The sequence below is a fragment of the Micromonospora sp. WMMA2032 genome (assembly GCF_002688545.1).
GTDB classification, from domain to species: Bacteria; Actinomycetota; Actinomycetes; order Mycobacteriales; family Micromonosporaceae; genus Micromonospora; species Micromonospora sediminicola.
On the sequence record NZ_CP024052.1, the window covers coordinates 2,161,734 to 2,183,295 of the forward strand.

Genomic DNA, 21,562 nt, shown 5'->3' on the forward strand with positions numbered 1-21,562 from the left:
CAGTCGACGCCGTCCGCGACACGGGCAGATCGCCGCGCTGTCGGGGTGACCGGCGCCACCTCGGCCCCGGGACCTTCGACCCTAAAGCGGAATCTTGGATTCCTGTTTCGTGGTGATCGACCCGTTCGACGCCAGAAGGAGACTCAGTCGTGCTCTCGGAATCCTCCGCCGCCGTGGTGACGGCGACCCTGCCCGCCGTGCGGGCACACGGCGAGGCGATCACCGGCCGGTTCTACCAGCGGATGTTCGACGCCCACCCGGAGCTGCTCGACCTGTTCAACCGGGGCAACCAGGCGAACGGGCAGCAGAAGGCCGCCCTCGCCGCCGCCGTGGCCGCGTACGCCGGGCACCTGACCGGCGACGCCGGCGCGCCCTGGGGGCCGGTGCTGGACCGGATCGCGCACAAGCACGCCTCCCTCGGGATCACCGCCACCCAGTACCCGATCGTCGGCCGGCACCTGCTGGCCGCGGTCGGCGAGGTGCTCGGCGACGCCGTGACCCCGTCGGTCGCCGCCGCCTGGGACGAGGTCTACTGGCTGCTGGCGTGCGAGCTGATCGCCCGCGAGGCGCGGCTCTACGCCGGGGCCGGCGTGCCCGAGGGCGGCCCGGTCTGGCGGGACTGGCGGGTGACCGGGCGGACCCGGGAGACCACCGACGTCGTCTCGTTCACCCTCGCGCCGGCCGACGGCGCCGTCGCACCCGACTTCACCCCCGGCAGCTACGTCTCGGTGGCGGTCGACCTGGACGGCGGCCGGGGTCGGCAGATCCGCCAGTACAGCCTCTCCGGCCGGCCCGGCGCCGACCGGTGGCGGATCACCGTGAAGCGGGTGCGCGGCACGGCCGGCGCGCCCGACGGGCTGGTGTCCGGACACCTGCACGAGCGCGTGGCCGTCGGCGACACGCTCCGGTTGAGCCCGGCCTTCGGCGAGGTCGACGCCACCGGTGACGGCGGACCGCTGCTGCTGGTCAGCGCCGGCATCGGGCTCACCCCGGCGATGGCGGCGCTGGCCCGGTTGGCCGACCGCGACCCCGGCCGCCAGGTGACGTTGGCGCACGCCGACCGGGCCCCCGCCGCGCACGCGTTGCGCCACGAGCTGCCCGCGTTCCAGGAGCGGCTGCCGAATCTCACCGTCCACCTCTGGTACGAGGACGCCGTCGGCGCGGACCTGCCCGGGCTGAAGGCGGAGGTGTCCCCCGGTCTGGTCGAACCGGAGCGGATCCCGGTCGCAACCGGGGTCTCGGCGCACCTGTGCGGGCCGATCCCGTTCATGAACGCGGTCCGTGGCGATCTGCTGCGGCGCGGGGTGCCGGCCGACCGGATCGCCTACGAGGTGTTCGGCCCGGGGATGCTGCCGGCCTGACCGACCCGGTGGGACGGGCGCCGGCCGGCGCCCGTCCCACCGACGCCCCGAAAACAGGACTCCACAGCCCCCTTTTCCAGCGACGATGGCCGTCCCGGCCGCGACCAGGGCTTTCCGGAACCTCCACAGCGGAGATACCACGTTGCAGAGAAGTCGATGACCTTCAGGTTAGGGGCGGATCGCCGGGGTAGGGGTCCTCCCATGCGTGTCCTGGGCATCAATGCGATCTTCCACGACCCGGCCGCCGCCCTGGTCGTCGACGGCCGGGTGGTGGCCGCCGCCGAGGAGGAGCGGTTCAGCCGTCGCAAGCACGGCAAGCGACCCGTGCCCTTCTCCGCCTGGGAGCTGCCCGAGCTGGCCGCCGCCTGGTGCCTGGCCAGCGCGAACACCGATGTGGACAGCCTGGACGCGGTCGCGTACTCGTTCGACCCCGGGCTCTGCCGCGACGCCGCCGACCTGGGCCTCGCCGACCCCTGGGACTGGCTGCGGGTCGACTACGCGCGTCGCGCCCCGCAGTTCCTCGCCGCCGCGCTGCCCGGCCTCGACCCGGACAAGGTGCGCTTCGTGCCGCACCACGTGGCGCACGCCGCCTCCGCCGGGCTGGCCGCGCCGCCGGCCGGGGACGACACCGCGGTGCTCGTGCTCGACGGGCGGGGCGAGGTCACCAGCCACCTGGCCGGCGTCTACCGGGACGGCCGGCTGACGCCGCTGCGCTCCCAGCAGCTGCCCCACTCGCTCGGCCTGCTCTACGAGGACCTCACCCGGCACCTCGGCTTCCTGCACTCCAGCGACGAGTACAAGGTGATGGCGCTGGCCTCCTACGGCACGCCGAAGCACCTGGACGCGCTGCGCGAGCTGGTCCGGGCCACCGACGACGGCGGCTTCCGGGTCGAGCCGGTCGACTGGGCGAGCCTGGCCAAGGCGGTCGCCCCCGGCACGGAGCCGGGCGAGGAGCATGCCGACCTGGCCGCGAGCGTCCAGCGGCGGCTGGAGGAGATCGTCCTCGACCTGGCCCGATGGCTCCACGACGCCTCCGGCGGCGCCGGCACGCTGGCCATGGCCGGCGGGGTGGCGTTGAACTGCGTCGCCAACGCCCGGATCGCGGCCGAGGGCCCGTACCGCGACGTCTGGGTGCAGCCGGCGGCCGGCGACGCGGGCACCGCGCTCGGCGCCGCCCTGCACGTCGCCGGCGAGCTGGGTGACCGGTCCGTTCCGATGACCGGGGCCGACCTCGGCCGGGGCTGGTCGGACGAGGAACTGGAGGCGGAGCTGCGTCGGGCCGCGCTGCCCTACACCCGGCCGGCGTCGATCGCCGCCGAGGCGGCCCGGGTGCTCGCCGACAACGGCGTCGTCGCCTGGTACCAGGGGCGCAGCGAGTACGGCCCGCGCGCGCTGGGGCACCGGTCGCTGCTCGCCCACCCCGGCGACCGGGACACCACCCGGCGGATGAACGACGTCAAGGGCCGCGAGCAGTTCCGCCCGATCGCGCCGATGGTGCGCGCGGAACGCTTCGCGGACCTCTTCGAGGGGACCTACCCGAGCCCCTACATGCTCTTCGTGCACCGGGTGAAGCCGGCGTGGCGGGACCGGATCCCGGCGGTGACCCACGTCGACGGCACCGCCCGGGTGCAGACCGTGCACCCGGAGACCGAGCCGCTGGTGGCCGAGCTGCTCGCCGAGTTCGAGCGGCGCACCGGCCTGCCGGTGGTGGTGAACACGTCCCTCAACACCGCCGGACGGCCCATGGTGGACACCCCGCGCGAGGCCATGGAGCTGTTCGGCTCCGCACCGGTGGACCTGCTCGCCCTGGGGCCGTTCGCGGTGCACCGCCCGGCGCTGGGCGGTGCCCGGTGATCAGCCTGGTGGTGCCGACGCTGGGCCGGCCCAGCCTGGCCGCCCTGCTGGACGCGCTCGCCGCCCAGCTCGGCGGCGACGAGGCACCGGCCGAGGTCGAGCTGCTGCTGGTCGACGACCGGCGCGACGACACCGGCGAGCTGGCGGTGCCGGGGGCGCTGACCGCGTACGCGAAGGTGCTCACCAGACGCGGCGCGGGCCCGGCGGCGGCCCGCAACCTGGGCTGGCGGGCCGCCCGCGGCGAGTGGGTGGTCTTCCTCGACGACGACGTGGTGCCCGCGCCGGACTGGATCCGTCGGCTGCGCGCCGACCTGGCGGTGCCCGGCCGGGTCGGCGGTGTGCAGGGCGTGGTGCAGGTGCCGCTGCCGGCCCACCGGCGACCGACCGACTGGGAACGCGGCACCGCCGGCCTGGCCGAGGGTCGGTGGATCACCGCCGACATGGCGTACCGCCGGGTCGCGCTCGCCGCCGTCGGCGGGTTCGACGAGCGGTTCCCGCGCGCCTACCGGGAGGACGCCGAGCTGGCCCACCGGGTCCGACGCGTCGGCTGGGAGCTGGTCCGGGGCCGACGGCGGGTGACCCACCCGGTCCGCCCGGAAAGCCGCTGGGTGAGCCTGAGCACCCAGCGGGGCAACGCCGACGACGCGCTGCTGCGCCGGCTCCACGGCCGCCGCTGGCGTGCCGAGTTGGACCTGCCGCCGGGTCGGCGGCCCCGGCACGTGGCGGTCACCGCCGCCGGCGCGGTGGCGCTGGCCGCCGTCGCGGCTCGTGCCGTCACCCGACCGTCGTCCCGGTCGCGGCGGGCGGTCGGCGGGCTCGGCGGGCTCGCCGCGCTGGGCTGGGCGGCCGGCACCGCCGAGTTCGCCCGGGCCCGGATCGCGCCCGGTCCGCGCACCCCGCACGAGGTCGCCACGATGGTCGCGACCAGCGCGCTGATCCCGCCGCTGGCGGTCGTCCACTGGGTACGCGGCTGGTGGCGCGCCCGCGCCCTGCCGGTCGGGGCCGGGCGCTGATGTTTACCTCCTTGTCCCAGGGCAACTGTTCGCCCATGTCATCCACCGGGCCCTCGCTGTACGACGCGGTGCTGCTGGATCGGGACGGCACGCTGGTGGAGGACGTGCCGTACAACGGGGATCCGGAGAAGGTGCGGCCGGTGCCGGGGGCGCGGCAGGCGTTGGACCGGTTGCGGGCGGCCGGGTTGCGGTTGGCCGTGGTGACCAACCAGTCCGGGTTGGCGCGGGGGTACTTCACCGCCGAGGACATGCGTCGGGTCCACGCCCGGGTCGAGGAGCTGCTCGGTCCGTTCGACCACTGGGCGATCTGCCCGCACGACGACGGCGACGGCTGCTCCTGCCGCAAGCCCGCGCCCGGCCTGGTGCACCAGGCCGCCGACGCGCTCGGCACCGTCGCGACCCGCTGCGTGGTGGTCGGCGACATCGGACGGGACATGACGGCGGCGCTGGCCGCCGGCGCCGCCGGCGTCCTGGTGCCGACAGCGGTCACCCGGCCGGAGGAGGTGGCCGCGGCGCCGGCCGTCGCCCCGAGCCTGACCGGCGCGGTGGACGAGATCCTGCGCCGGGTCCGGGCGGTGCGGGCGGCGACGCCCCGGACCACGCGGGCCGGCACGGTGCTCGTGGTCCGCAGCGACTCCGCCGGGGACGTGCTGGTCACCGGCCCCGGGATCCGCGCGGTCGCGGCCGGCGCGGACCGGGTGGTCCTGCTCTGCGGCCCCCGTGGCCGCGCCGCCGCCGACCTGCTGCCCGGCGTCGACGAGATCATCGAATGGGCGCTGCCCTGGATCGACGGATCCCCGGAGCCGGTGGACCCGGAGGACATGCGGCGTCTCACCGCCCGGCTCGCCGCCGTCGGCGCCGACGACGCCGTCATCTTCACCAGCTTCCACCAGTCACCCCTGCCCCTGGCCCTGCTGCTGCGCCTCGCCGGCATCCCCCACATCAGCGCCATCAGCGACGACTACCCCGGCGCCCTGCTCGACGTCCGCCACCGCGTCCCCGCCGGCGTACCCGAACCCGAACGCGCCCTCTCCCTCGCCGCCGCCGCCGGCTACCCCCTGCCCCCCGACGACCAACCCGGACTCCGGCTGCGCACCGACCTGGACGCGCCGGTCCCGGAGCGGCCGGCCGGCGACTACGTCGTGGTACATCCGGGCGCGTCGGTGCCCGCCCGGGCCTGCCCGCCCCAGCACTGCGCGGAGATCGTGGCCGCGCTGGCCGCCGCCGGGCACCGGGTGCTGGTCACCGGCGGTCCCGACGAGCGGGAGCTGACCGCCCGGGTCGCCGCCGCCGGTGGCGTCGACCTCGGCGGGACGACCGGCCTGGCCGGGCTCGCCCGGCTGCTGGCGGACGCCCGCTGCGTGGTCGTCGGCAACACCGGACCGGCCCACCTCGCCGCCGCCGTCGGCACCCCGGTGGTCAGCCTCTTCGCACCGACCGTCCCGTTCGGGCAGTGGGGGCCCTACCGGGTGCCCACGGTCCGCCTCGGCGACGCCGCCGCGCCCTGCCGCGGCACCCGGGCCACCGCCTGCCCGGTCCCCGGACACCCCTGCCTGGGCGGGCTCGACCCGGCCCGGGTGGTCGCCGCCGTCCGCACGCTGGCCCCCGGCTGACCCCGCCCGCACCACCACGCTCCACGACCACGACCACGACCACGACCGCAACCGCCCCGTCGCCGACGAGGAGAGAGATGAACGTTCTGCTGTGGCACGTGCACGGCTCGTGGACCACGTCGTTCGTCCACGGCAAGCACCGCTACCTGGTGCCCGTCACCCCCGACCGCGGCCCCTACGGACTCGGCCGCGCCCGCACCTACCCCTGGCCCGACAACGCCGTCGAAATCACCCCCGAGGACCTCGCCCACACCGACGTCGACCTGGTCATCCTGCAACGCCCCGAAGAACTCGACCTGGCCACCGAATGGCTGCGCCGCCGCCCCGGACGCGACCTGCCCGCGATCTACGTCGAACACAACACCCCCAAGGGCGACGTGCCCAACACCCGCCACCCCATGGCCGACCGCGACGACCTCCTACTCACCCACGTCACCCACTTCAACGAACTCTTCTACGACAACGGCGCCACCCGCACCACCGTCATCGAACACGGCGTCGTCACCCCCACCGCCGAATGGACCGGCGAACTCGACCGCCTCGCCGTGGTGACCAACGAGCCGGTACGCCGCCGACGGGTCACCGGCACCGACCTGATGCCACGCTTCGCGGCGGTCGCGCCGTTGGACGTGTTCGGCATGGGTGTGGCCGGGCTGCCCGAGGCGCTCGCCTCGGCCGGCGCGCCCGGCCTGCCGATGACCTGCCACGAGGACCTGCCGCAGCACGCCATGCACGCCGAACTGGCCCGACGCCGCGCCTACCTGCACCTGTGCCGCTGGACCTCACTCGGGCTCAGCCTGATCGAGGCGATGACCATGGGCATGCCGGTGGTGGCCCTGGCCACCACCGAGGCGGTGGACGCCGTGCCGCCGGACGCCGGGGTGCTCTCCACCCGGGTGGAGACGCTCGTCGACGCGGCGCGCTGGCTGACCGAGGACCGGGACGCCGCGCACCGGCTCGGTGCGCGCGCCCGCGACGTGGCCAAGCAACGGTTCGGCCTGGACCGGTTCCTCGCCGACTGGGACCGGATCATGGAGGAGGAGACATGCGCATCGCGATGATTTCCGAGCACGCCAGCCCGCTCGCCGTCCTCGGCGAGGAGGACGCCGGTGGGCAGAACACCCACGTGGCGGAACTCGCGTCCGCGCTGGTCGACGCGGGCCACGACGTCCGCGTCTACACCCGCCGCGACTCCCCCGCGCTGCCCGAGGCGGTCCCCGCGCCGGACGGCTACCAGGTGTGGCACGTGCCGGCCGGCCCGGCCCGACGCGTGCCGAAGGACGACCTGCTGCCGTACATGGGCGAGTTCGGCAGTTGGCTGGCGGACACCTGGCGCCACGGCGGCTGGACCCCGGACGTGGCCCACGCGCACTTCTGGATGAGCGGGCTCGCCACCGTGCACGCCGGTCGCCGTACCGGGGTGCCGACCGTGCTGACGTACCACGCTCTCGGCAGCGTCAAGCGCCGCCACCAGGGCACCCGGGACACCAGTCCACCGGGGCGGGTCGGCTACGAGCGGGCGCTCGGCCGGGCCGTCGACCGGGTGGTCGTGCAGTGCGAGGACGAGGTCCGCGAACTGGTCCGGATGGGGGTGCCGAGGTCACGGATGGCGCTGGTCCCCTCCGGCGTCAACGAGGCGGTGTTCCGGCCCGACGGCCCGGTCGCGCCGCGCGACCCGGCCCGCCGCCGCATCCTCACCGTCGGCCGGATGGTCGAGCGCAAGGGCTTCCTCGACGTGGTCCGGGCCCTGCCCGCCGTCCCGGACGCCGAGTGCGTGGTGGTCGGCGGGCCGCCCGCCGACCTGCTCCCGGCGGACACGTTCGCCCGCCGGCTGTCCGCGCTGGCCGAGTCGTGCGGCGTGGCCGACCGGGTCCGGCTGCTCGGTGGCGTGCCGCGCGAGGAGATGGGCGCCTGGTACCGCTCGGCGGACGTGCTGGTCGCCGCCCCCTGGTACGAGCCGTTCGGGCTCACCCCGCTGGAGGCGATGGCCTGCGGCGTGCCGGTGATCGGCACCGACGTCGGCGGCATCGCCGACAGCGTGGTGGACGGGCTGACCGGTGACCTGGTGCCGCCGCGCGACCCGCGCGCGCTGGGCGCCGCGCTGCGCCAGCTGCTCGCCGACAACGTGCGGCGGTTCGCGTACGCCACCGCCGCGCTGGACCGCATCCGCAGCCGGTACTCGTGGAAGCGGTGCGCCGAACAGCTCGGCGCGGTCTACGCCTCGGTGGCCGCCGCGACCCGTCCCGCGTCGGCGGTGGCCTGATGACCCCGCTCGACACGCTCGACGCGCACCTGTCCGGGCTGGCCGCGGCGCTGCTGCCGTACCGGCGGGAGGCGCAGCGGCTGGCGTCCTGGGGCAGCGAGCTGGCCTGGACGCTGGCCCGGGGCGGGCGGTTGCTGGTGGCCGGCAACGGCGGCAGCGCCGCCGAAGCCCAACACCTCACCGCCGAACTCGTCGGCAAACTCCGCCACGACCGCCAACCCCTGTCCGCCATCGCCCTGCACGCCGAAACCAGCGCCCTCACCGCCATCGGCAACGACTACGGATACGACGAAATCTTCGCCCGCCAGGTCCGCGCCCACGGCCGACCCGACGACCTCCTTCTCCTCCTGTCCACCAGCGGCACCAGCCCCAACCTCCTCACCGCCGCCTACGCCGCCCACGACAGCGGACTGCGCTGCTGGGCCTTCACCGGCCCCGCCCCCAACCCCCTCGCCGACCTCTGCCACGACGCGCTGGCCGTGCCGTCGGACGACAGCCAGGTCGTGCAGGAGCTGCACCTGGTCTCCACGCACCTGCTCTGCGAGTACGTCGACCAGGCGTTGCCGCTGGTCCGGCAGCTCCCCCGCGCGCCCTGGCGGGAGCCGGCCCGCGCCGGCCGGTCACCGGAGGGCGGGCGGGACCGGGCCGGCCGGGACGGCCTGGTGCTGGCCTCGGTCGACGGTGTCGCGCCGCTCGGCGGCGGGCACGGGTCGAACGGGCACGGCGCGAACGGGCACCACCGCAACGGCGGCACCACCGGCACCGGTTGGGTGGAGACGTGAGCGGCCCGCTGGTGGTGGTCGGCGACGCGCTGCTGGACCGCGACGTCGTCGGCACGGTCAGCCGGGTCTGCCCGGACGCCCCCGTGCCGGTGCTCGACGAACGCACCGCCACCGACCGGCCCGGCGGCGCCGGACTGGCCGCCCTGCTCGCCGCCGCCCAGGCCGGCGAGGTCGCGCTGGTCACCGCGCTCGCGGACGACGCCGGCGGCGCCCGCCTGGCCGAGCTGCTGGCCGGTGCCGGCGTCGAGGTCTACCCGGTGCACCTGCCCGGCGCCACCGCCGAGAAGATCCGACTCCGCTGCGGCGGGCAGACGCTGCTGCGGCTCGACCGGGGCGGCGATCCGCGGGCGCCCGGCGAGCCGTCGGAGGCGGTACGCGAACTGCTCGGCCGGGCGGGCGCGATCCTGGTCAGCGACTACGGCCGGGGGCTGCTGCGGCAGCCGACGCTGCGCGCCGCCCTGGCCCGGGCGACCGCCCCGGTGGTCTGGGATCCGCACCCGCGTGGCGCCGCGGCGGTGCCGGGCACCCGGCTGACCACGCCGAACCTCGACGAGCTGCGTCGGCTCACCGGCGACGCGGGCGGCGGCTCGCCGCTCTCCACGGCCACCCGCGCCGGGCAGGAGCTGCGCCGCCGGTGGCGGGTCGGCGCCGTGGCGGTGACGACGGGGCCGGACGGGGCGGTGCTCTGCCACGGGGGCGGGAGCCCGGTGGTGGTGCCACCGACGTCCGTGCCGGACCACGTCGAGGACACCTGTGGCGCCGGGGACCGGTTCGCGGCCACCGCCGCGCTGGCGCTCGGCGACGGCGCGTCGGTCACCGAGGCGGTCCGCGCGGCGGTCGAGGCGGCGTCGGCGTACGTGGCCGCCGGCGGTGCGGCCGGACTCGGCCGGGAACCGGCGCCGACGGCCCTGCCCGACGCCGCGCGCACCGCCGAGGACCTGGCCGGCACGGTACGCGCCGGCGGCGGCACCGTGGTCGCCACCGGCGGCTGCTTCGACATCCTGCACGCCGGACACCTGGCCACCCTGCGGGCGGCCCGCCGCCTCGGCGACTGCCTGATCGTCTGCCTCAACTCCGACCGCAGCGTCCGCGGACTCAAGGGCCCGGACCGTCCGGTCAACCCGGCCGAGGACCGGGCCCGGCTGCTGGCCGCGCTGGACTGCGTCGACGCGGTGGTGGTCTTCGACGAGTCCACCCCGCACCAGGTGCTGGCCCGGCTGCGCCCGGACGTCTGGGTCAAGGGCGGCGACTACGACGCCGGGGAGCTGCCCGAGGCGGAGCTGGTCCGCCGCTGGGGCGGACGGGTGGTCACCGTTCCCTATCTGGCCGGCCGGTCCACCACCGGCACCATCTCCGCCGCGCGCCAGCGCGGCCTGCACCTCGTCAGGGGAGTCGTATGACCAGGCAGTGGAAGGACCGGACCGTCCTCGTCACGGGCGGGTCGAGCGGGCTCGGCGCGGCGGTGGTCGCCGCCGTGGCCAAGGCCGGCGGTCGGCCGTACGTGCTGGACCGTCGGGCGCCGGCCGCCGGCGTGCCCTGGATGGAGTGCGACCTGGCGGACACCCGCGCCGCCGAGGCGGCCACCCGGCAGATCGCCGCGCGGGCCGGCGGGCTCACCGGCGTGGTCACCGCCGCCGGCATGGACGTGCCCGGCCGGCTGGCCGACGTCGACGGCGCCACCTGGGACCGGATCGTGGCGATCAACCTGCTCGGCACCGCCGCGGTGGTCCGGGCGGCCCTGCCCGAGCTGGAGCGGACGCACGGCACGGTGGTGACGGTGGCCTCGACGCTCGGTGTGAAGGCGGTCGGCGACGCGACCGCGTACTGCGCGGCGAAGTTCGGGGTGGTGGGCTTCACCCGGTCGCTCGCCGCCGAGCTGGCCGGCCGGGTCGGGGTGACGCTGCTGATCCCGGGCGGCATGCGGACCGCGTTCTTCGACGACCGGGACGACAAGTACAAGCCGGGCCCGGACGCGATCCTCAACGACCCGGCGGACACCGCCGAGGCGGTCATGTTCGCGCTGTCCCAGCCGCCCGGCTGCGCGGTGCGGGAGCTGGTGGTCTGCGCCGAGCAGGAGTCCTCGTACCCGTGATCCTCGTGCTGCGGGCGCTCGGCGTCGGTGACCTCGCCACCGGGGTGCCGGCGCTGCGCGCGCTGCGTGCCGCGTACCCCGGGGAGGAGCTGGCGCTGGTCGCGCCGCGCTGGCTGGCGCCGCTGGTCGACCTGGTCGGCGGCGTGGACCGGCAGGTCCACGCGGACGGGCTGGGCCACCTCGGGTGGTCCGGCCCGTCCCCGGAGCTGGCGGTGAACCTGCACGGACGCGGCCCGCAGTCGCACCGGATGCTGGCCGCGCTCCGGCCCGGGCGGCTGCTGGCCTTCGCCAACCCCGAGGCCGGGGCGGTCGACGGGCCGCCGTGGCGGGCCGACGAGCACGAGGTGGACCGCTGGTGCCGGATGCTGGCCTGGTACGGCACGCCCGCCGACCGGTCGGACCTGGCGCTGCGCCGCCCCGACCCGGGCCCGCTGCCGGTCGGCGTCACCGTCGTGCACCCGGGGGCGAAGGCGACGCGGCGGCGCTGGCCGGTGCCCCGCTTCGCCGCGGTGGCCCGGGAGCTGGCCGGGCGCGGGCACCGGGTGGTGGTCACCGGCAGCCCCGGCGAGCGGGACCTGGCCGCGGCGGTGGCCCGCGCGGCGGGGCTGCCGGCGGACGCCGTGCTGGCCGGCGCGACCGACGTGGGCGAGCTGGCCGCGCTGGTGGCGCACGCCCGGCTGGTGGTCTGCGGCGACACCGGCGTCGGGCACCTGGCCACCGCCTACGCCACCGCGTCGGTGCTGCTGTTCGGCCCGGTGGCGCCGGCGCACTGGGGACCGCCGCCGGACCGGCCGTGGCACGAGGCGCTCTGGGCCGGCCCGCACCCGTCCGCCGACGGTCCGGCGGTGCACCCGGCGCTGGCCGCGTTGGGCGTGCCGGACGTGCTGGCCGCCGTGGGCCGGGTGGAGACGGCCGCGGCCCGCCGCGCGGTGCCGGTCCAGGCGTCCGGCCCGCCACCCCTTGCTACCCGCCGGTAGCTTCGGCCCGTACGCTGGGCCGGTGAGCGGGGAGTACGCGCAGGAGTACGTGGACGTCGACGGGGCACGCCTCGGCGTGCAGATCTACCCGGAGCCGGCCGGGCCGCCCGGCGCGCCGATGGTGCTGATCTGGCCGGCCATGGGCGTGCGGGCCCGCTACTACCGGCCGTTCGCCACCGCGCTGCGCGACGCCGGGCTCGCCGTGGTCGTGGCCGACCTGCGCGGCACCGGGGAGAGCACCCCCTCCCCCGCCCGCACCTGCCGGTACGGCTACGCCGAGCTGGCCACCGACGTCGGCGCGGTGCTCGACGCGCTCAAGCCCCGGCTGGACGGCCGCACCCGGCTGCTGCTCGGGCACTCGCTGGGCGGGCAGGTCGCCGTACTGCACCAGGCGCTGCACGACGCCGACCGGGTCGACGGGCTGGCCCTGGTGGCGGTGGGCATCCCGTGGTGGCGCCGGTATCCGGGGCTGCGCGGCTGGGGCGTGCTGCCGTACACCCAGGGCATCGCGGCGGCGGCCCGGCTGCTCGGCGTCTGGCCCGGCTGGGGGTTCGGCGGCCGGCAGGCACGCGGCGTGATCCGGGACTGGGCGCACACCGCCCGCACCGGCCGGTTCCCGGCGCTGGACGGCGTGGACACGGAGGCCGCCGTGCGGCGGATCCGCACCCCGGTGCTCGCGATCAGCGTCGACGACGACCAGTACACGCCGCACGAGACGCTGGACCACCTCTGCGGCAAGCTGGCCACCGCGCCGGTGACCCGGCACCGCTACACGGTCGCCGAGGCCGGCGCGGCGCTGGACCACTTCACCTGGGTCCGGGCCGCCACGCCGCTGGCCGGCCGGGTCGCCGCCTTCGTCGACACGCTGCCGGCCCGCGATTCGCGGGCGTGAGCACGCCGAGGACGGGTATGCCGCACCGCCCGAACACGGCGGAGGGGGATCTGATGTCCGAACGGCACACCACGCTGCGCTCGATGCACGACCTGGGCCTGGCGGCCTGGTTCGGGGGCTCCCTGATGGGAGCGCTCGGCGTCAACGGCGCGGCGGCACGAATCGACGACTCGACCCAGCGACTGCCGGTGGCCTCGGCCGGGTGGGCGCGGTGGACGCCGGTGAACGCGGCGGCGATCGGCGCGCACCTGGCCGGCGCGGTCGGCGAGCTGGTCACCGAGAGCCCGCGGATGGCCCGACAGGCGGGGGTGGGGAAGGCCAGCGCGGTGAAGACGGGGCTGACCGTCGCCGCGCTGGCGGTGACCGGCTACAGCCGGCTGGTCGGCATGAAGCTGGAGAAGGCGGGCGGGCCGCCCGTCATGGGGACCACCGAGCCGCACCACCACACGCCGGCCAACGTCGCCGCGAGCCAGCGGCAGATGAAGATGCTCCAGTGGGCGATCCCGGCGCTGACCGGCGCGCTGGTCGTGGTGACCGCGTACATGGGCGAGCAGCAGAAGCCGGGGCAGGTGTTCCGCGGCATGCTCAACCGGGCCGGCGGGATGCCGAAGAACCTCGGCAAGATGGCCGCCATGGGCGCGGCCGGGCGTTCCCTGGTCGGCGCGGCCCGCTGACCACCGCGCGGCCGGCGACCCACGTCGGGTGGCCGCCGGCCGCGCGGTGCGGGCCCCGACCCGACGTGTTCCGGACGACCGGCGCCGGGCGATCCAGGCAGGGTGAGGTGAGACCATGACGAGCAGGGACGCCCCGGGCGAGGGGCGCGGGCCGGAGTCGGCCGCGCCGTGGGGCACCACCGACGGCTTCGACGCCGACCCGCCGTGGGGCGCGGGTGACCGCGACCCGATGGACGAGGGCAGTGAGGAGACCGCCGTACCCGAGGGCCGGCGCGGTGAGCGTCGCGCGGCCGGGGCCGGACCGGGCGGCCCGAAGGCGGGCCGGCACGGGTTCGGACCGGTCGAACCGACCCGGACGACCGAGGCGGGGCCGGGCGCACCGCCCGACCCGGCCCCGTCGCGACGGACGTTCCCGGACGACCGGGCGGACGGCGACCTCGGCGACAACGCGCTGGAGGAGGCGACCGGGATGCGCCCGGAGACGCACCCCTGAGCGTGACCGTCAGGAGCCGGTGCCGTCCTCACCCGGCCGGCCCGGCGCCGACGGCTCGTTGTCCGGCACCGGCGGGTCGGCCACCTGGTGCCCGGTGTCGTCCACCAGGTCCGGTGCCATGCTGCCGCCGTGCGCCTCCTCGGCCTCCCGGGTCGCCCCGGGGTCCCGGCCGGCCTCGTCGCGTCGTTCGTCCACGTCTCCCCCTCGCGTTTGTTCGTCGGCGACAGCGGCGGTACCCGGCGTCGGGGTGGGGAAACCTTCAGGCCCGGGCGGTGGCCGGGGCGACGTCGAGCAGGGCGGCGAGGCGGGCGGCGTCCCGCTGGGCCTGGTCGCCGCAGCAGTTGTTCATCAGCACGTGCAGCTCGGCGCACTGGTCGGCCAGCTCGCGCAGCAGCACCGACCAGTGCCGCAGCTCCCGCTCGCCGTAGGCGTAACGGAACCGGTCCTGCTTGTCGCCGCTCTCCCAGGCCGTGCTGTGCCCGTGGAAGCGGATCACGGCCAGGTCGGTGGTGGCGACGAGGATCGGTGGCACCGAGGAGGCGTGCCCCTGCGGCATGTCCACACAGGCGTACCCGAGCCCGTTCTCGCGCAGGAACGTCACGGTGTCCACCACGGCGTCCTCGGCGAACCACGAGGAGTGTCGCAGCTCGACGGTGACCGGCCAGGGCCGGCACCGCCGCGCCGCGGCCAGGATCCGCCGCCGGGCCGCGTCGCCCCGGGCCAGCCAGGGCGGGAACTGCAACAGCACCGCGCCGAGCCGGTCGGCCGCCGCGAGCGGCGCCAGCGCCGCGTGGAACCGGTCCCACAGCTCGTCGTACGCCCCGGCGGGCAGGTCACGCCAGCGGACCCGACTCGGCCCGCCGGCCGGTCGCAGGTCCCGGGGCAGCGCGTCGACCGGGGTGTGGTGGCCGGTGAAGAGCCGGAACGCCTTGACGTCGAAGGTGAACCCGGGTGGGGTGGCGGCGGCCCACGCCGCGGTCGTCTCCGGGGCCGGCACCGCGTAGTACGAGGTGTCCACCTCGACCAGACCGAAGTGCTCGGCGTACCAGCCCAGCCGGCCGGCCGGCGTGTTGACCCCGCGCGGGTACCAGCCGGAGCGGACCAGCATCTGGTCGGCCCACGAGGACGTGCCCACCTTGATGACACCCATGTCATTCAGTTCACCGCCACCCGGACGGATCGGCAACCGGAGGCTCCGGTGTGGAGCCGCGGAACTGTCGGTGCGAGGTCGTACGGTGACGTCGGGTCGTCGATCGGAAGGACGGGCGGCATGGACGTCAGCGACGAGGTTCTCACCGGGGAGCGGGCGGATCTGCTCGCCGCCCTGCGCCGGCACCGCGGCTTCCTGCGGCAGACGGTGGCCGGGCTCGACGACGAGCAGGCGGCGCGCCGGAGCACGGTCAGCGCGCTGTGCCTCGGCGGGATCGTCAAGCACGTGGCGATCACGGAGCGGATGTGGGCCCGCTTCGCGGTGGGCGGGGCCGAGGCGATGAGCAGCGAGCCGGTCGACTGGGCCGGCCAGTTCCGGATGGATCCGACCGACACGCTGGCCGGGCTGCTCGCCGAGTTCGACCGGGTGGCCGCCGGGACCGACGCCCTGGTCGCCACGCTCGACCTGGACGCGGCGCACGCCCTGCCCGACCAGCCGTGGTTCGAGCGCGGCGCCGCGTGGACGGTGCGCCGGGTGCTGCTGCACCTGGTCGCCGAAATCGCCCAGCACGCCGGCCACGCCGACATCATCCGCGAGTCCATCGACGGGGCGAAGACGATGGGTTGACCGGCCACGTGACCCACCTCACCGTCCCGGCGCGCCCGGTGGTGTGACACCAGCCCAGGTGGCGGCGCTGAGGGTCACGAGATGGACGCACCCCGCCTGGACCAGGAAACCGTCGAGCGGCTGCTCGTCGGTTCCGCCGACGGCCCGCGGGCGCTCACCCGTCTGCTCGACGCCGTCCGGGTCCCGCCCGGCACCGGCGAGGTCAGCGGTGAGGCCGCCGCGGTCGCCGCGTTCCGACAGGCGCGGGCCAGCGCGGTCGTGGCGGCCCGACCGGCCGACCGGCCGCCGATCGACGGACCGCGCGCGGCCCGGCCGACCGGCGGGTCCGGGCCGGTGGACCGGCGGCGGGCGGTCCCCCGGGGCGACACCGGGCGCCGGCCCGCACGACGGTTCGCCGGGTTGCTCGGCGGCAAGCTCGCGGTCGCCACCGTGCTCGCGTCGCTCGGCGGCGGCGTGGCACTGGCCGCCGCCACCGGGAGCCTGCCCAGGCCCGCCGGCGACCGGACGCCGGCGGACGGCGCCTCCGGCGGCAGCCGGCCCGTCGCCGGACCGCTCCCGACGACGAGCCCGGGCGGCCGGACCGGCGAGCCGACGCCCACGGCGGCCGACCCGCTCGCGTCGGCCCGGCTCTGCACCGCCTACCACCGTCTGGCGGAGCCGGAGCGCGGGCGCGCCCTGGACACCCCGGCGTTCGCCGGCCTGGTCGCCGCCGCCGGCGGCCCCCGCCGGGTGCCCGGATACTGCGCCGACCTGCTCCCCGGGGCGGCCGGTCCCGACGAGTCCCGCCCGCCCGTCGGCTCCGCGGAACCCGGACCCGACGGCTCCGGACCACCGGGTCCCGCGGGCTCCGGACCCCCGGGACCGGACGGCTCGGGCCCGCCGCCGCAGCCGACCACCGCCGGCGGCTCCGATCAACCGCTCGGCCCGGCCGGCCCGCCGACCGGCCGACGCCCGGGCTGACGACCGGCTGCTAACGTGCCCCGGTGACCCCCCGGCGTCGCCGACTGGCGATCCTCCTGCGCCTGGCCGTGGTGCTCGGCGTGGTGGCCGGCATCGTGCTGACCGCGCTCGGCCCGGCCACGATCACCGGCCTGCTGCCCTACTTCACCATCCAGAGCAACGTGGCGGTCGGCGTCTTCGCCGGCTACACCGCCTGGTGCGCGCTGCGCGACCGGCCGGAGCCGCCGAGCGTGCTCAAGGGTGCGGTTACGCTCTACATCACCATCACGGGCACGGTCTACCACCTGGTGCTGGCGAACCCGGCCAGCCCGTTCGCCATGGTCCAGCCGCACCGGGAGCCGGGCGAGTGGTGGGGCAACCAGTTCCTGCACACCGTGGTGCCGCTGCTCGCGGTCGCCGACTGGGCGCTGTTCGACAGGCGTGGGCGACTGCGTCCCCGATACGCCGCCTGGTGGCTGGTCTTCCCGCTGGCGTACCTCGGTTTCGCGCTGGTGCGCGGGCTGGTCGTGCACCGCTACCCGTACCCGTTCCTCGACGCGGGGCAGCTCGGCTACGACGGCGTCGGGGTCAGCGCGGTCGGCTTCGCCGTCGTGTTCTGGCTGCTGGGTCTGCTCTTCGTGGGCGTCGACCGGCTGCTCGCCCGACGCCGGGGCGCCGCCCCGGCGCCGCCGGCGCGGGAAGACCCGGCGGTACGGCAGCCCACCGCGTCCGGCTGAACTCCGACGGGTCAGGCGGCGGGCCGCACGTCCGCCTGGTCACCGACCCGGGCCCGCCGTCCGCCGCCCCGCTCCCGGCCGTACGAGTCGGTCCGGCCCCAGCGGCCCGGCACGTCGAGCAGCTCGATCCGGCCGTAGCCGGTCGGGATCGCGGGGTCGACCAGGAGGTTCTCCCCACACGGACGCAGCCCGAGCATCGTCGACAGCAGCATCAGCAGGCCGCCGGAGGCCCACGACTGGGGGCGACCCGCCGCCGGCAGCTGGACCGGGTACTTGGTGAGCGCGCGCGGGTAGCCGGCGATCACCTCCGGGACCGATCCGCCGAGTGTCTCGGCCGCGGCGAACACTCCGGCGGCGATCTGGGCCGCCTCCGCGTCGAAGCCGTACCGGCGCAGGCCGGCCGCGACGAGCGCGTTGTCCGACGGCCAGACCGCGCCGAGGTGCGCGCCGACCGGGTTGTACGGCCGCTGGCCGTCGGCGTAGGTGCGCACGCCCCAACCGGAGAAGAGGTCCGGCCCGCACAGGTGCGCGGCCAGCGCGTCGGCCCGGTCCGGCTCGACGATGCCGCTCCACAGCAGGTGTCCGAGACCGGAGGTGAGCGCGTCGACCGGCTCGCCGTCCGGGGTGAGGGCCAGCGCGTAGTAGCCCCGGTGCGGCAGCCAGAAGTCCCGGTTGAACCGCTCGCGCAGGCGCGCCGCGTCGGCCTCCAGCCGCTCGGCGTACTCCGGGTCGTCCCAGAACTCCCGGGCCAGCCGGGCGCCCCGGACCCGCGCGTCGTACGCGTAGCCCTGGAGTTCGCACGTGGCCCGGGGGAACGGGGGCTCGACGCCGGTGCGGTCGACGATCGCGTCCGGCGAGTTCCGCCAGGTCTGGTTCGCCACCCCGTTGACCGTGTTGCGCGGCTGGTAGCGCAGGTAGCCGTCGCCGTACGGGTCGCCGTAGTCGGTCAGCCAGTCCAGCGCCATCCGGGCCGGGTGCCGCAGCTGCCGGACCAGGTCGGCGTCGCCGGTCCACCGCTCGTACTCGTCGAGCAGCACGACGAACAGCGGGGTGGTGTCGGCCGCGCCGTAGTAGAGGGCGGTGGGCTGCTCGTCGAACGCGGCCGCCTCGCCGTACCGCAGCTCGCTGAGGATCTTGCCGGGTTCCTCGTCGTGGTAGTCGTCGAGCTGGCCGCCCTGCAACAGCGCGAGCATGCGCAGCGTGGCCGGCGTCAGCTCGGGGGTGAACGCCAGCGTCTCCAGGCAGGTGACCAGGGCGTCGCGGCCGTAGAGCGTCATCGCCCAGGGCAACCCGCCGACCGGCACCCGGTCGGTGTACGCCAGCGGCGTGTAGCGCAGCGCGGCCAGGTCGGCCAACGCCTGCCGGTACGCGGCGCCCAGGGCCGCCCGGTCGGCGACGAGGTGCGGCGCCTGGTCGAACCAGTGCCGCAGGTCGTCCCGCATGCCCTCGCGGACGTGCTGGCGGTGGGACTCGATGTCGGCGCGCAGGTCGCGTCCCCCGGAGCCGTGGATGACCATGCCGACGTGCAGGTCGGTGTGCCACTGGCCGTCGGGCTCGACCCGGATCCGGAACGTCATCCCGCGCCCGTCGACCTCCACCGGGGCGGTGCTGGAGACGTACGTCTCCCGGGTGAACCGGCCCCGCTCGTAGCGGATCCGCAGCTGCCGCCCGTCGGTGTCGGCGACGACGACCGCTTCGCGCCGCGCGGGTCGCAGGATCTCGGCGGTGTCGGCGAAGTCGCTGCCGATCTCCATCCGCACGGTGAACTCGGCCGGCCGGGCGGAGTGGTTCAGCACCGTGATCCGCTCGTCGAACGCCTCGTCGATGGAGCGGTGCCGGATGACCGAGACGTCCGCGTCGACGTAGTGGCTCGCGGTGCCGGGCACCAGCACGAAGCGGGTCTCGAAGTAGGTCAGGTCGTCGCGGGACAGCGCCTGCAGCCGCTCGCCGTCGACGGTCAGCACCCAGTGCGAGAGGAACCGGGTGTCGAAGGAGAAGAGCCCGATCGGGGCGCACGGGTCGGCCTCCATGTCGCCCTGCGCGTCGCCCATCGCGAACGCGTTGCCGTTGAGGACGGCGACCAGTTCCTGTTTCATCGGGCGCCCACCCGGTAGGGGAAGCCGGCGACGTCGCGGGGGTGCCGGGCGTCCGGCGGGCCGGGGAAGAGCCGCCGCAGCGTCATCAGCAGCTTCAGGTTGCCCTGCACGGTGAGGTCGTTGCGCAGCAGCGCGGCGGCCAGGTGCAGGCGTCCGGCCGCGATCCGGTCGAAGACCTCCCGGTCGGCGCGGACCACCAGCTCCGCCTCCTCGGCCAGCCGGGCCACCCGGACGTCCTGCCGGTCGACGGTCAGATACCAGTGCTCGGTGTGGCCACCCTCCCGCAGGTCCAGCCGGATCGTGCCGGAGGTGGTCTCGGGCAGCTCCGGATGCCGGCCGGCCGCTCCTCGGGCCAGGTGCTCCGCGGCGGAGGCGCTCATCCGGTCCCCTTCCTCGTCGTGCCGTTCCCGCAGCGTCCCCGGGAGGCGGGTGAGGCGAACTCACCCGGTGCGGGTGAGCCGGGCGGTCGCGCGGGGTACGAAACGGGCATGTGGACGACCGGGGACCCCACCGCCGACCGGGTGCTGTTCGCGCTGCTGGCCATGCAGCGGGAGTCCTGGGAGCAGGGGATCACCGGCCAGGCGCTGCTCGACCTCGGGCTGACGGAGGCGGCGGTGCTGGTCGCCGACGCGGCGGTGACCCGGCGGCGGCCGGACGGGCGGCTCGGCGAGTGGGCCGGCTCGGTGGGCGCGGTGAACGGCGCCGCGTGCGGCGAGGTGGTCCGGCACGCCGCCGTCGTGACCGGGGACCCGAGGTACGCCGCCGCGTTGGACGCGCAGCTCGACTGGCTGGCGCGCCGGGCGCCCCGGGCCGCCGACGGCACGCTGTTCCACCTGCTCGACGGCCGTCAGGTGTGGGCCGACACGGTCTACATGACGGTGCCGCTGTTGGCGTTGACCGGTCGCACGGAGCTGGCCGCCGCGCAGGTGACCGGGCACCGTCGGCGGTTGCACGACCCCCGCACCGGCCTGTACGCGGCCCGCTGGGACGAGGACCGGGGCGAGCTGGACCGGCCGGAGCCCTGGGGCACCGGCAACGGCTGGGTGGTCGCCGGAATCGCCCGGGCGCTGCGCCCGGCGGCGGCCTGGCCGGCCGGGCTCCGCGCCGAGCTGGCCGGGCACGCCGAGGAGGTGCTCACGGCCTGTCTGGCGTACCGGACCGACGACGGGTTCTTCCCCGACGTGCTCGACGACCCGGGCACGTTCCGCGAGGCGAACACGGCCCAACTGCTCGGGTACGCGGCGCTGACCGGGGTGGCCGACGGCTGGCTGTCCCGCTCGTGGCTCGACGTGGGGGCGGACCTGCTGGCCGCCGCCGCCCGCCGCGTCGACGGGTCCGGGCGGGTGACCGGGGTCAGCGGCGCGCCGGACTTCGCCGGCCCCGGCACCTCACCCGAGGCGCAGGCCTGTCATCTGCTCGGGCACGCCGCGCTGCGCCGTGCCCGGGACGCGGTCAGCGCCGGATGAGCCCGCGCACGTAAGCGGCCTGACCGACGTGCTGGAGGTCGTCGTCGAGCACGCTGACCAGCCGTACGCCGAGGGTGACCGGGGGGTCCCAGTTGTCGTCCACGACCCGGTCCAGGTCGGCCGGCCCCAACCCGCGCAGGTAGGCCAGGCTGCGGTCCACCACCGCCCGGTGGTAGTCGAGCAGCACGCCGCCGTCGTCCGGGCGGACCGCGGCGATCTGCTCGGGGCCGTGGCCGTAGCCGGTGTCGTCCGGGTCGGGACGCAGGCCGCACCTCCGCGCCCAGTCGCCGCCGACCCAGAGCTGCTCCTTGCCCATCACGTCGGTGACGTGGTGGTCCTGGATCCGGGTCAGGTGCCAGACCAGCCAGCCGACCGGGTTCGCCCCGTCCGCCGGGGCCTGCCGCAACTGCTCCGGGCCGAGCCCGTCGAGCGCGCCGGCGACCAGGTCGGGCAGCCGCCCGTACCCCTCGGTCAGCAGATCGTTCACGTCCACGTGCGCCTCACTCCCCACCGTCTCGTACCGTCCCCCGGGC

At 76.3% G+C, this 21,562-nt stretch carries 22 protein-coding genes; 17 read left to right on the forward strand and 5 right to left on the reverse strand.

Going from position 1 to position 21,562, the window contains the following annotated elements; all coding sequences use genetic code 11:
* The first annotated feature begins 149 nt into the window (after positions 1-149).
* The 13 genes from CO540_RS09320 (at position 150) to CO540_RS09380 (ending at position 14,014) form a co-directional block, all read left to right on the forward strand.
* Positions 150-1,361, forward strand: a complete 1,212-nt coding sequence (locus CO540_RS09320) for a globin domain-containing protein (RefSeq protein WP_099161719.1) — start codon at positions 150-152, stop codon at positions 1,359-1,361.
* Positions 1,362-1,562: 201 nt separating this feature from the next.
* Complete coding sequence (locus tag CO540_RS09325) at positions 1,563-3,215, forward strand: carbamoyltransferase C-terminal domain-containing protein (RefSeq protein ID WP_099161720.1); 1,653 nt, start codon at positions 1,563-1,565, stop codon at positions 3,213-3,215.
* Positions 3,212-4,228: a glycosyltransferase family 2 protein gene (locus CO540_RS09330; RefSeq protein ID WP_099161721.1), complete on the forward strand. Its 1,017-nt coding sequence runs from the start codon at positions 3,212-3,214 to the stop codon at positions 4,226-4,228. The genes CO540_RS09325 and CO540_RS09330 overlap by 4 nt, the downstream gene beginning before the upstream one ends.
* A gap of 35 nt (positions 4,229-4,263) precedes the next feature.
* Complete coding sequence (locus CO540_RS09335) at positions 4,264-5,841, forward strand: HAD-IIIA family hydrolase (protein ID WP_253866578.1); 1,578 nt, start codon at positions 4,264-4,266, stop codon at positions 5,839-5,841.
* Between the two features lie 77 nt (positions 5,842-5,918).
* A complete protein-coding gene (locus tag CO540_RS09340; protein WP_099161722.1) occupies positions 5,919-6,902 on the forward strand; it encodes a glycosyltransferase in 984 nt (327 codons plus the stop codon).
* Positions 6,887-8,104, forward strand: a complete 1,218-nt coding sequence (locus tag CO540_RS09345) for a glycosyltransferase (protein ID WP_099161723.1) — start codon at positions 6,887-6,889, stop codon at positions 8,102-8,104. The genes CO540_RS09340 and CO540_RS09345 overlap by 16 nt, the downstream gene beginning before the upstream one ends.
* Entirely contained in the window at positions 8,104-8,886 is a 783-nt protein-coding gene (locus tag CO540_RS09350) for an SIS domain-containing protein (RefSeq protein ID WP_253866580.1), read from the forward strand. The genes CO540_RS09345 and CO540_RS09350 overlap by 1 nt, the downstream gene beginning before the upstream one ends.
* Entirely contained in the window at positions 8,883-10,286 is a 1,404-nt protein-coding gene (gene rfaE2, locus CO540_RS09355; RefSeq protein WP_099161724.1) for a D-glycero-beta-D-manno-heptose 1-phosphate adenylyltransferase, read from the forward strand. Before CO540_RS09350 ends, rfaE2 begins: the two co-directional genes overlap by 4 nt.
* A complete protein-coding gene (locus tag CO540_RS09360) occupies positions 10,283-10,978 on the forward strand; it encodes an SDR family oxidoreductase (protein WP_099161725.1) in 696 nt (231 codons plus the stop codon). Before rfaE2 ends, CO540_RS09360 begins: the two co-directional genes overlap by 4 nt.
* Positions 10,975-11,955 (forward strand): glycosyltransferase family 9 protein, encoded by a 981-nt coding sequence (locus tag CO540_RS09365; protein WP_099161726.1) that lies wholly within the window; start codon positions 10,975-10,977, stop codon positions 11,953-11,955. The genes CO540_RS09360 and CO540_RS09365 overlap by 4 nt, the downstream gene beginning before the upstream one ends.
* Before the next feature lie 22 nt (positions 11,956-11,977).
* The gene (locus CO540_RS09370; RefSeq protein WP_099161727.1) at positions 11,978-12,847 is read left to right on the forward strand and encodes an alpha/beta fold hydrolase; all 870 of its coding nucleotides are present in this window, start codon (positions 11,978-11,980) and stop codon (positions 12,845-12,847) included.
* A 53-nt stretch (positions 12,848-12,900) separates the two neighbouring features.
* Positions 12,901-13,521, forward strand: a complete 621-nt coding sequence (locus CO540_RS09375; protein ID WP_099161728.1) for a hypothetical protein — start codon at positions 12,901-12,903, stop codon at positions 13,519-13,521.
* A 115-nt stretch (positions 13,522-13,636) separates the two neighbouring features.
* Entirely contained in the window at positions 13,637-14,014 is a 378-nt protein-coding gene (locus tag CO540_RS09380; RefSeq protein ID WP_099161729.1) for a hypothetical protein, read from the forward strand.
* Positions 14,015-14,023: 9 nt separating this feature from the next.
* On the opposite strand, the gene CO540_RS09385 is transcribed toward CO540_RS09380, so the two are convergent.
* Positions 14,024-14,209, reverse strand: coding sequence for a GTPase activator (locus CO540_RS09385; RefSeq protein WP_099161730.1), 186 nt, complete (start codon positions 14,207-14,209; stop codon positions 14,024-14,026).
* Between the two features lie 64 nt (positions 14,210-14,273).
* Positions 14,274-15,164 (reverse strand): DUF72 domain-containing protein, encoded by an 891-nt coding sequence (locus CO540_RS09390; RefSeq protein WP_099161731.1) that lies wholly within the window; start codon positions 15,162-15,164, stop codon positions 14,274-14,276.
* A 120-nt stretch (positions 15,165-15,284) separates the two neighbouring features.
* Here CO540_RS09390 and CO540_RS09395 point away from each other — a divergent pair, with 120 nt between their 5' ends.
* From CO540_RS09395 to CO540_RS09405, 3 genes are all read left to right on the forward strand, one after another.
* Positions 15,285-15,791: a DinB family protein gene (locus CO540_RS09395; RefSeq protein WP_091578675.1), complete on the forward strand. Its 507-nt coding sequence runs from the start codon at positions 15,285-15,287 to the stop codon at positions 15,789-15,791.
* Between the two features lie 81 nt (positions 15,792-15,872).
* The gene (locus CO540_RS09400) at positions 15,873-16,751 is read left to right on the forward strand and encodes a hypothetical protein (protein ID WP_099161732.1); all 879 of its coding nucleotides are present in this window, start codon (positions 15,873-15,875) and stop codon (positions 16,749-16,751) included.
* Between the two features lie 23 nt (positions 16,752-16,774).
* On the forward strand, positions 16,775-17,467 hold the full coding sequence (locus tag CO540_RS09405; protein ID WP_099161733.1) for a Pr6Pr family membrane protein: 693 nt from the start codon (positions 16,775-16,777) through the stop codon (positions 17,465-17,467).
* An 11-nt stretch (positions 17,468-17,478) separates the two neighbouring features.
* Here the strand turns inward: CO540_RS09405 and CO540_RS09410 are convergent, their stop codons facing one another.
* Together CO540_RS09410 and CO540_RS09415 are read right to left on the reverse strand one after the other, a co-directional pair.
* Positions 17,479-19,563: a glycogen debranching N-terminal domain-containing protein gene (locus CO540_RS09410; protein WP_099161734.1), complete on the reverse strand. Its 2,085-nt coding sequence runs from the start codon at positions 19,561-19,563 to the stop codon at positions 17,479-17,481.
* The gene (locus CO540_RS09415) at positions 19,560-19,943 is read right to left on the reverse strand and encodes an SCP2 sterol-binding domain-containing protein (RefSeq protein ID WP_099161735.1); all 384 of its coding nucleotides are present in this window, start codon (positions 19,941-19,943) and stop codon (positions 19,560-19,562) included. Before CO540_RS09415 ends, CO540_RS09410 begins: the two co-directional genes overlap by 4 nt.
* A 108-nt stretch (positions 19,944-20,051) precedes the next feature.
* Between CO540_RS09415 and CO540_RS09420 the strand changes: the two genes are divergently transcribed.
* Positions 20,052-21,029, forward strand: coding sequence for a glycoside hydrolase family 88 protein (locus CO540_RS09420; protein ID WP_099161736.1), 978 nt, complete (start codon positions 20,052-20,054; stop codon positions 21,027-21,029).
* Here the strand turns inward: CO540_RS09420 and CO540_RS09425 are convergent.
* Positions 21,016-21,522, reverse strand: coding sequence for a DinB family protein (locus CO540_RS09425; protein ID WP_099161737.1), 507 nt, complete (start codon positions 21,520-21,522; stop codon positions 21,016-21,018). The genes CO540_RS09420 and CO540_RS09425 overlap by 14 nt on opposite strands.
* Positions 21,523-21,562 lie beyond the last annotated feature (40 nt).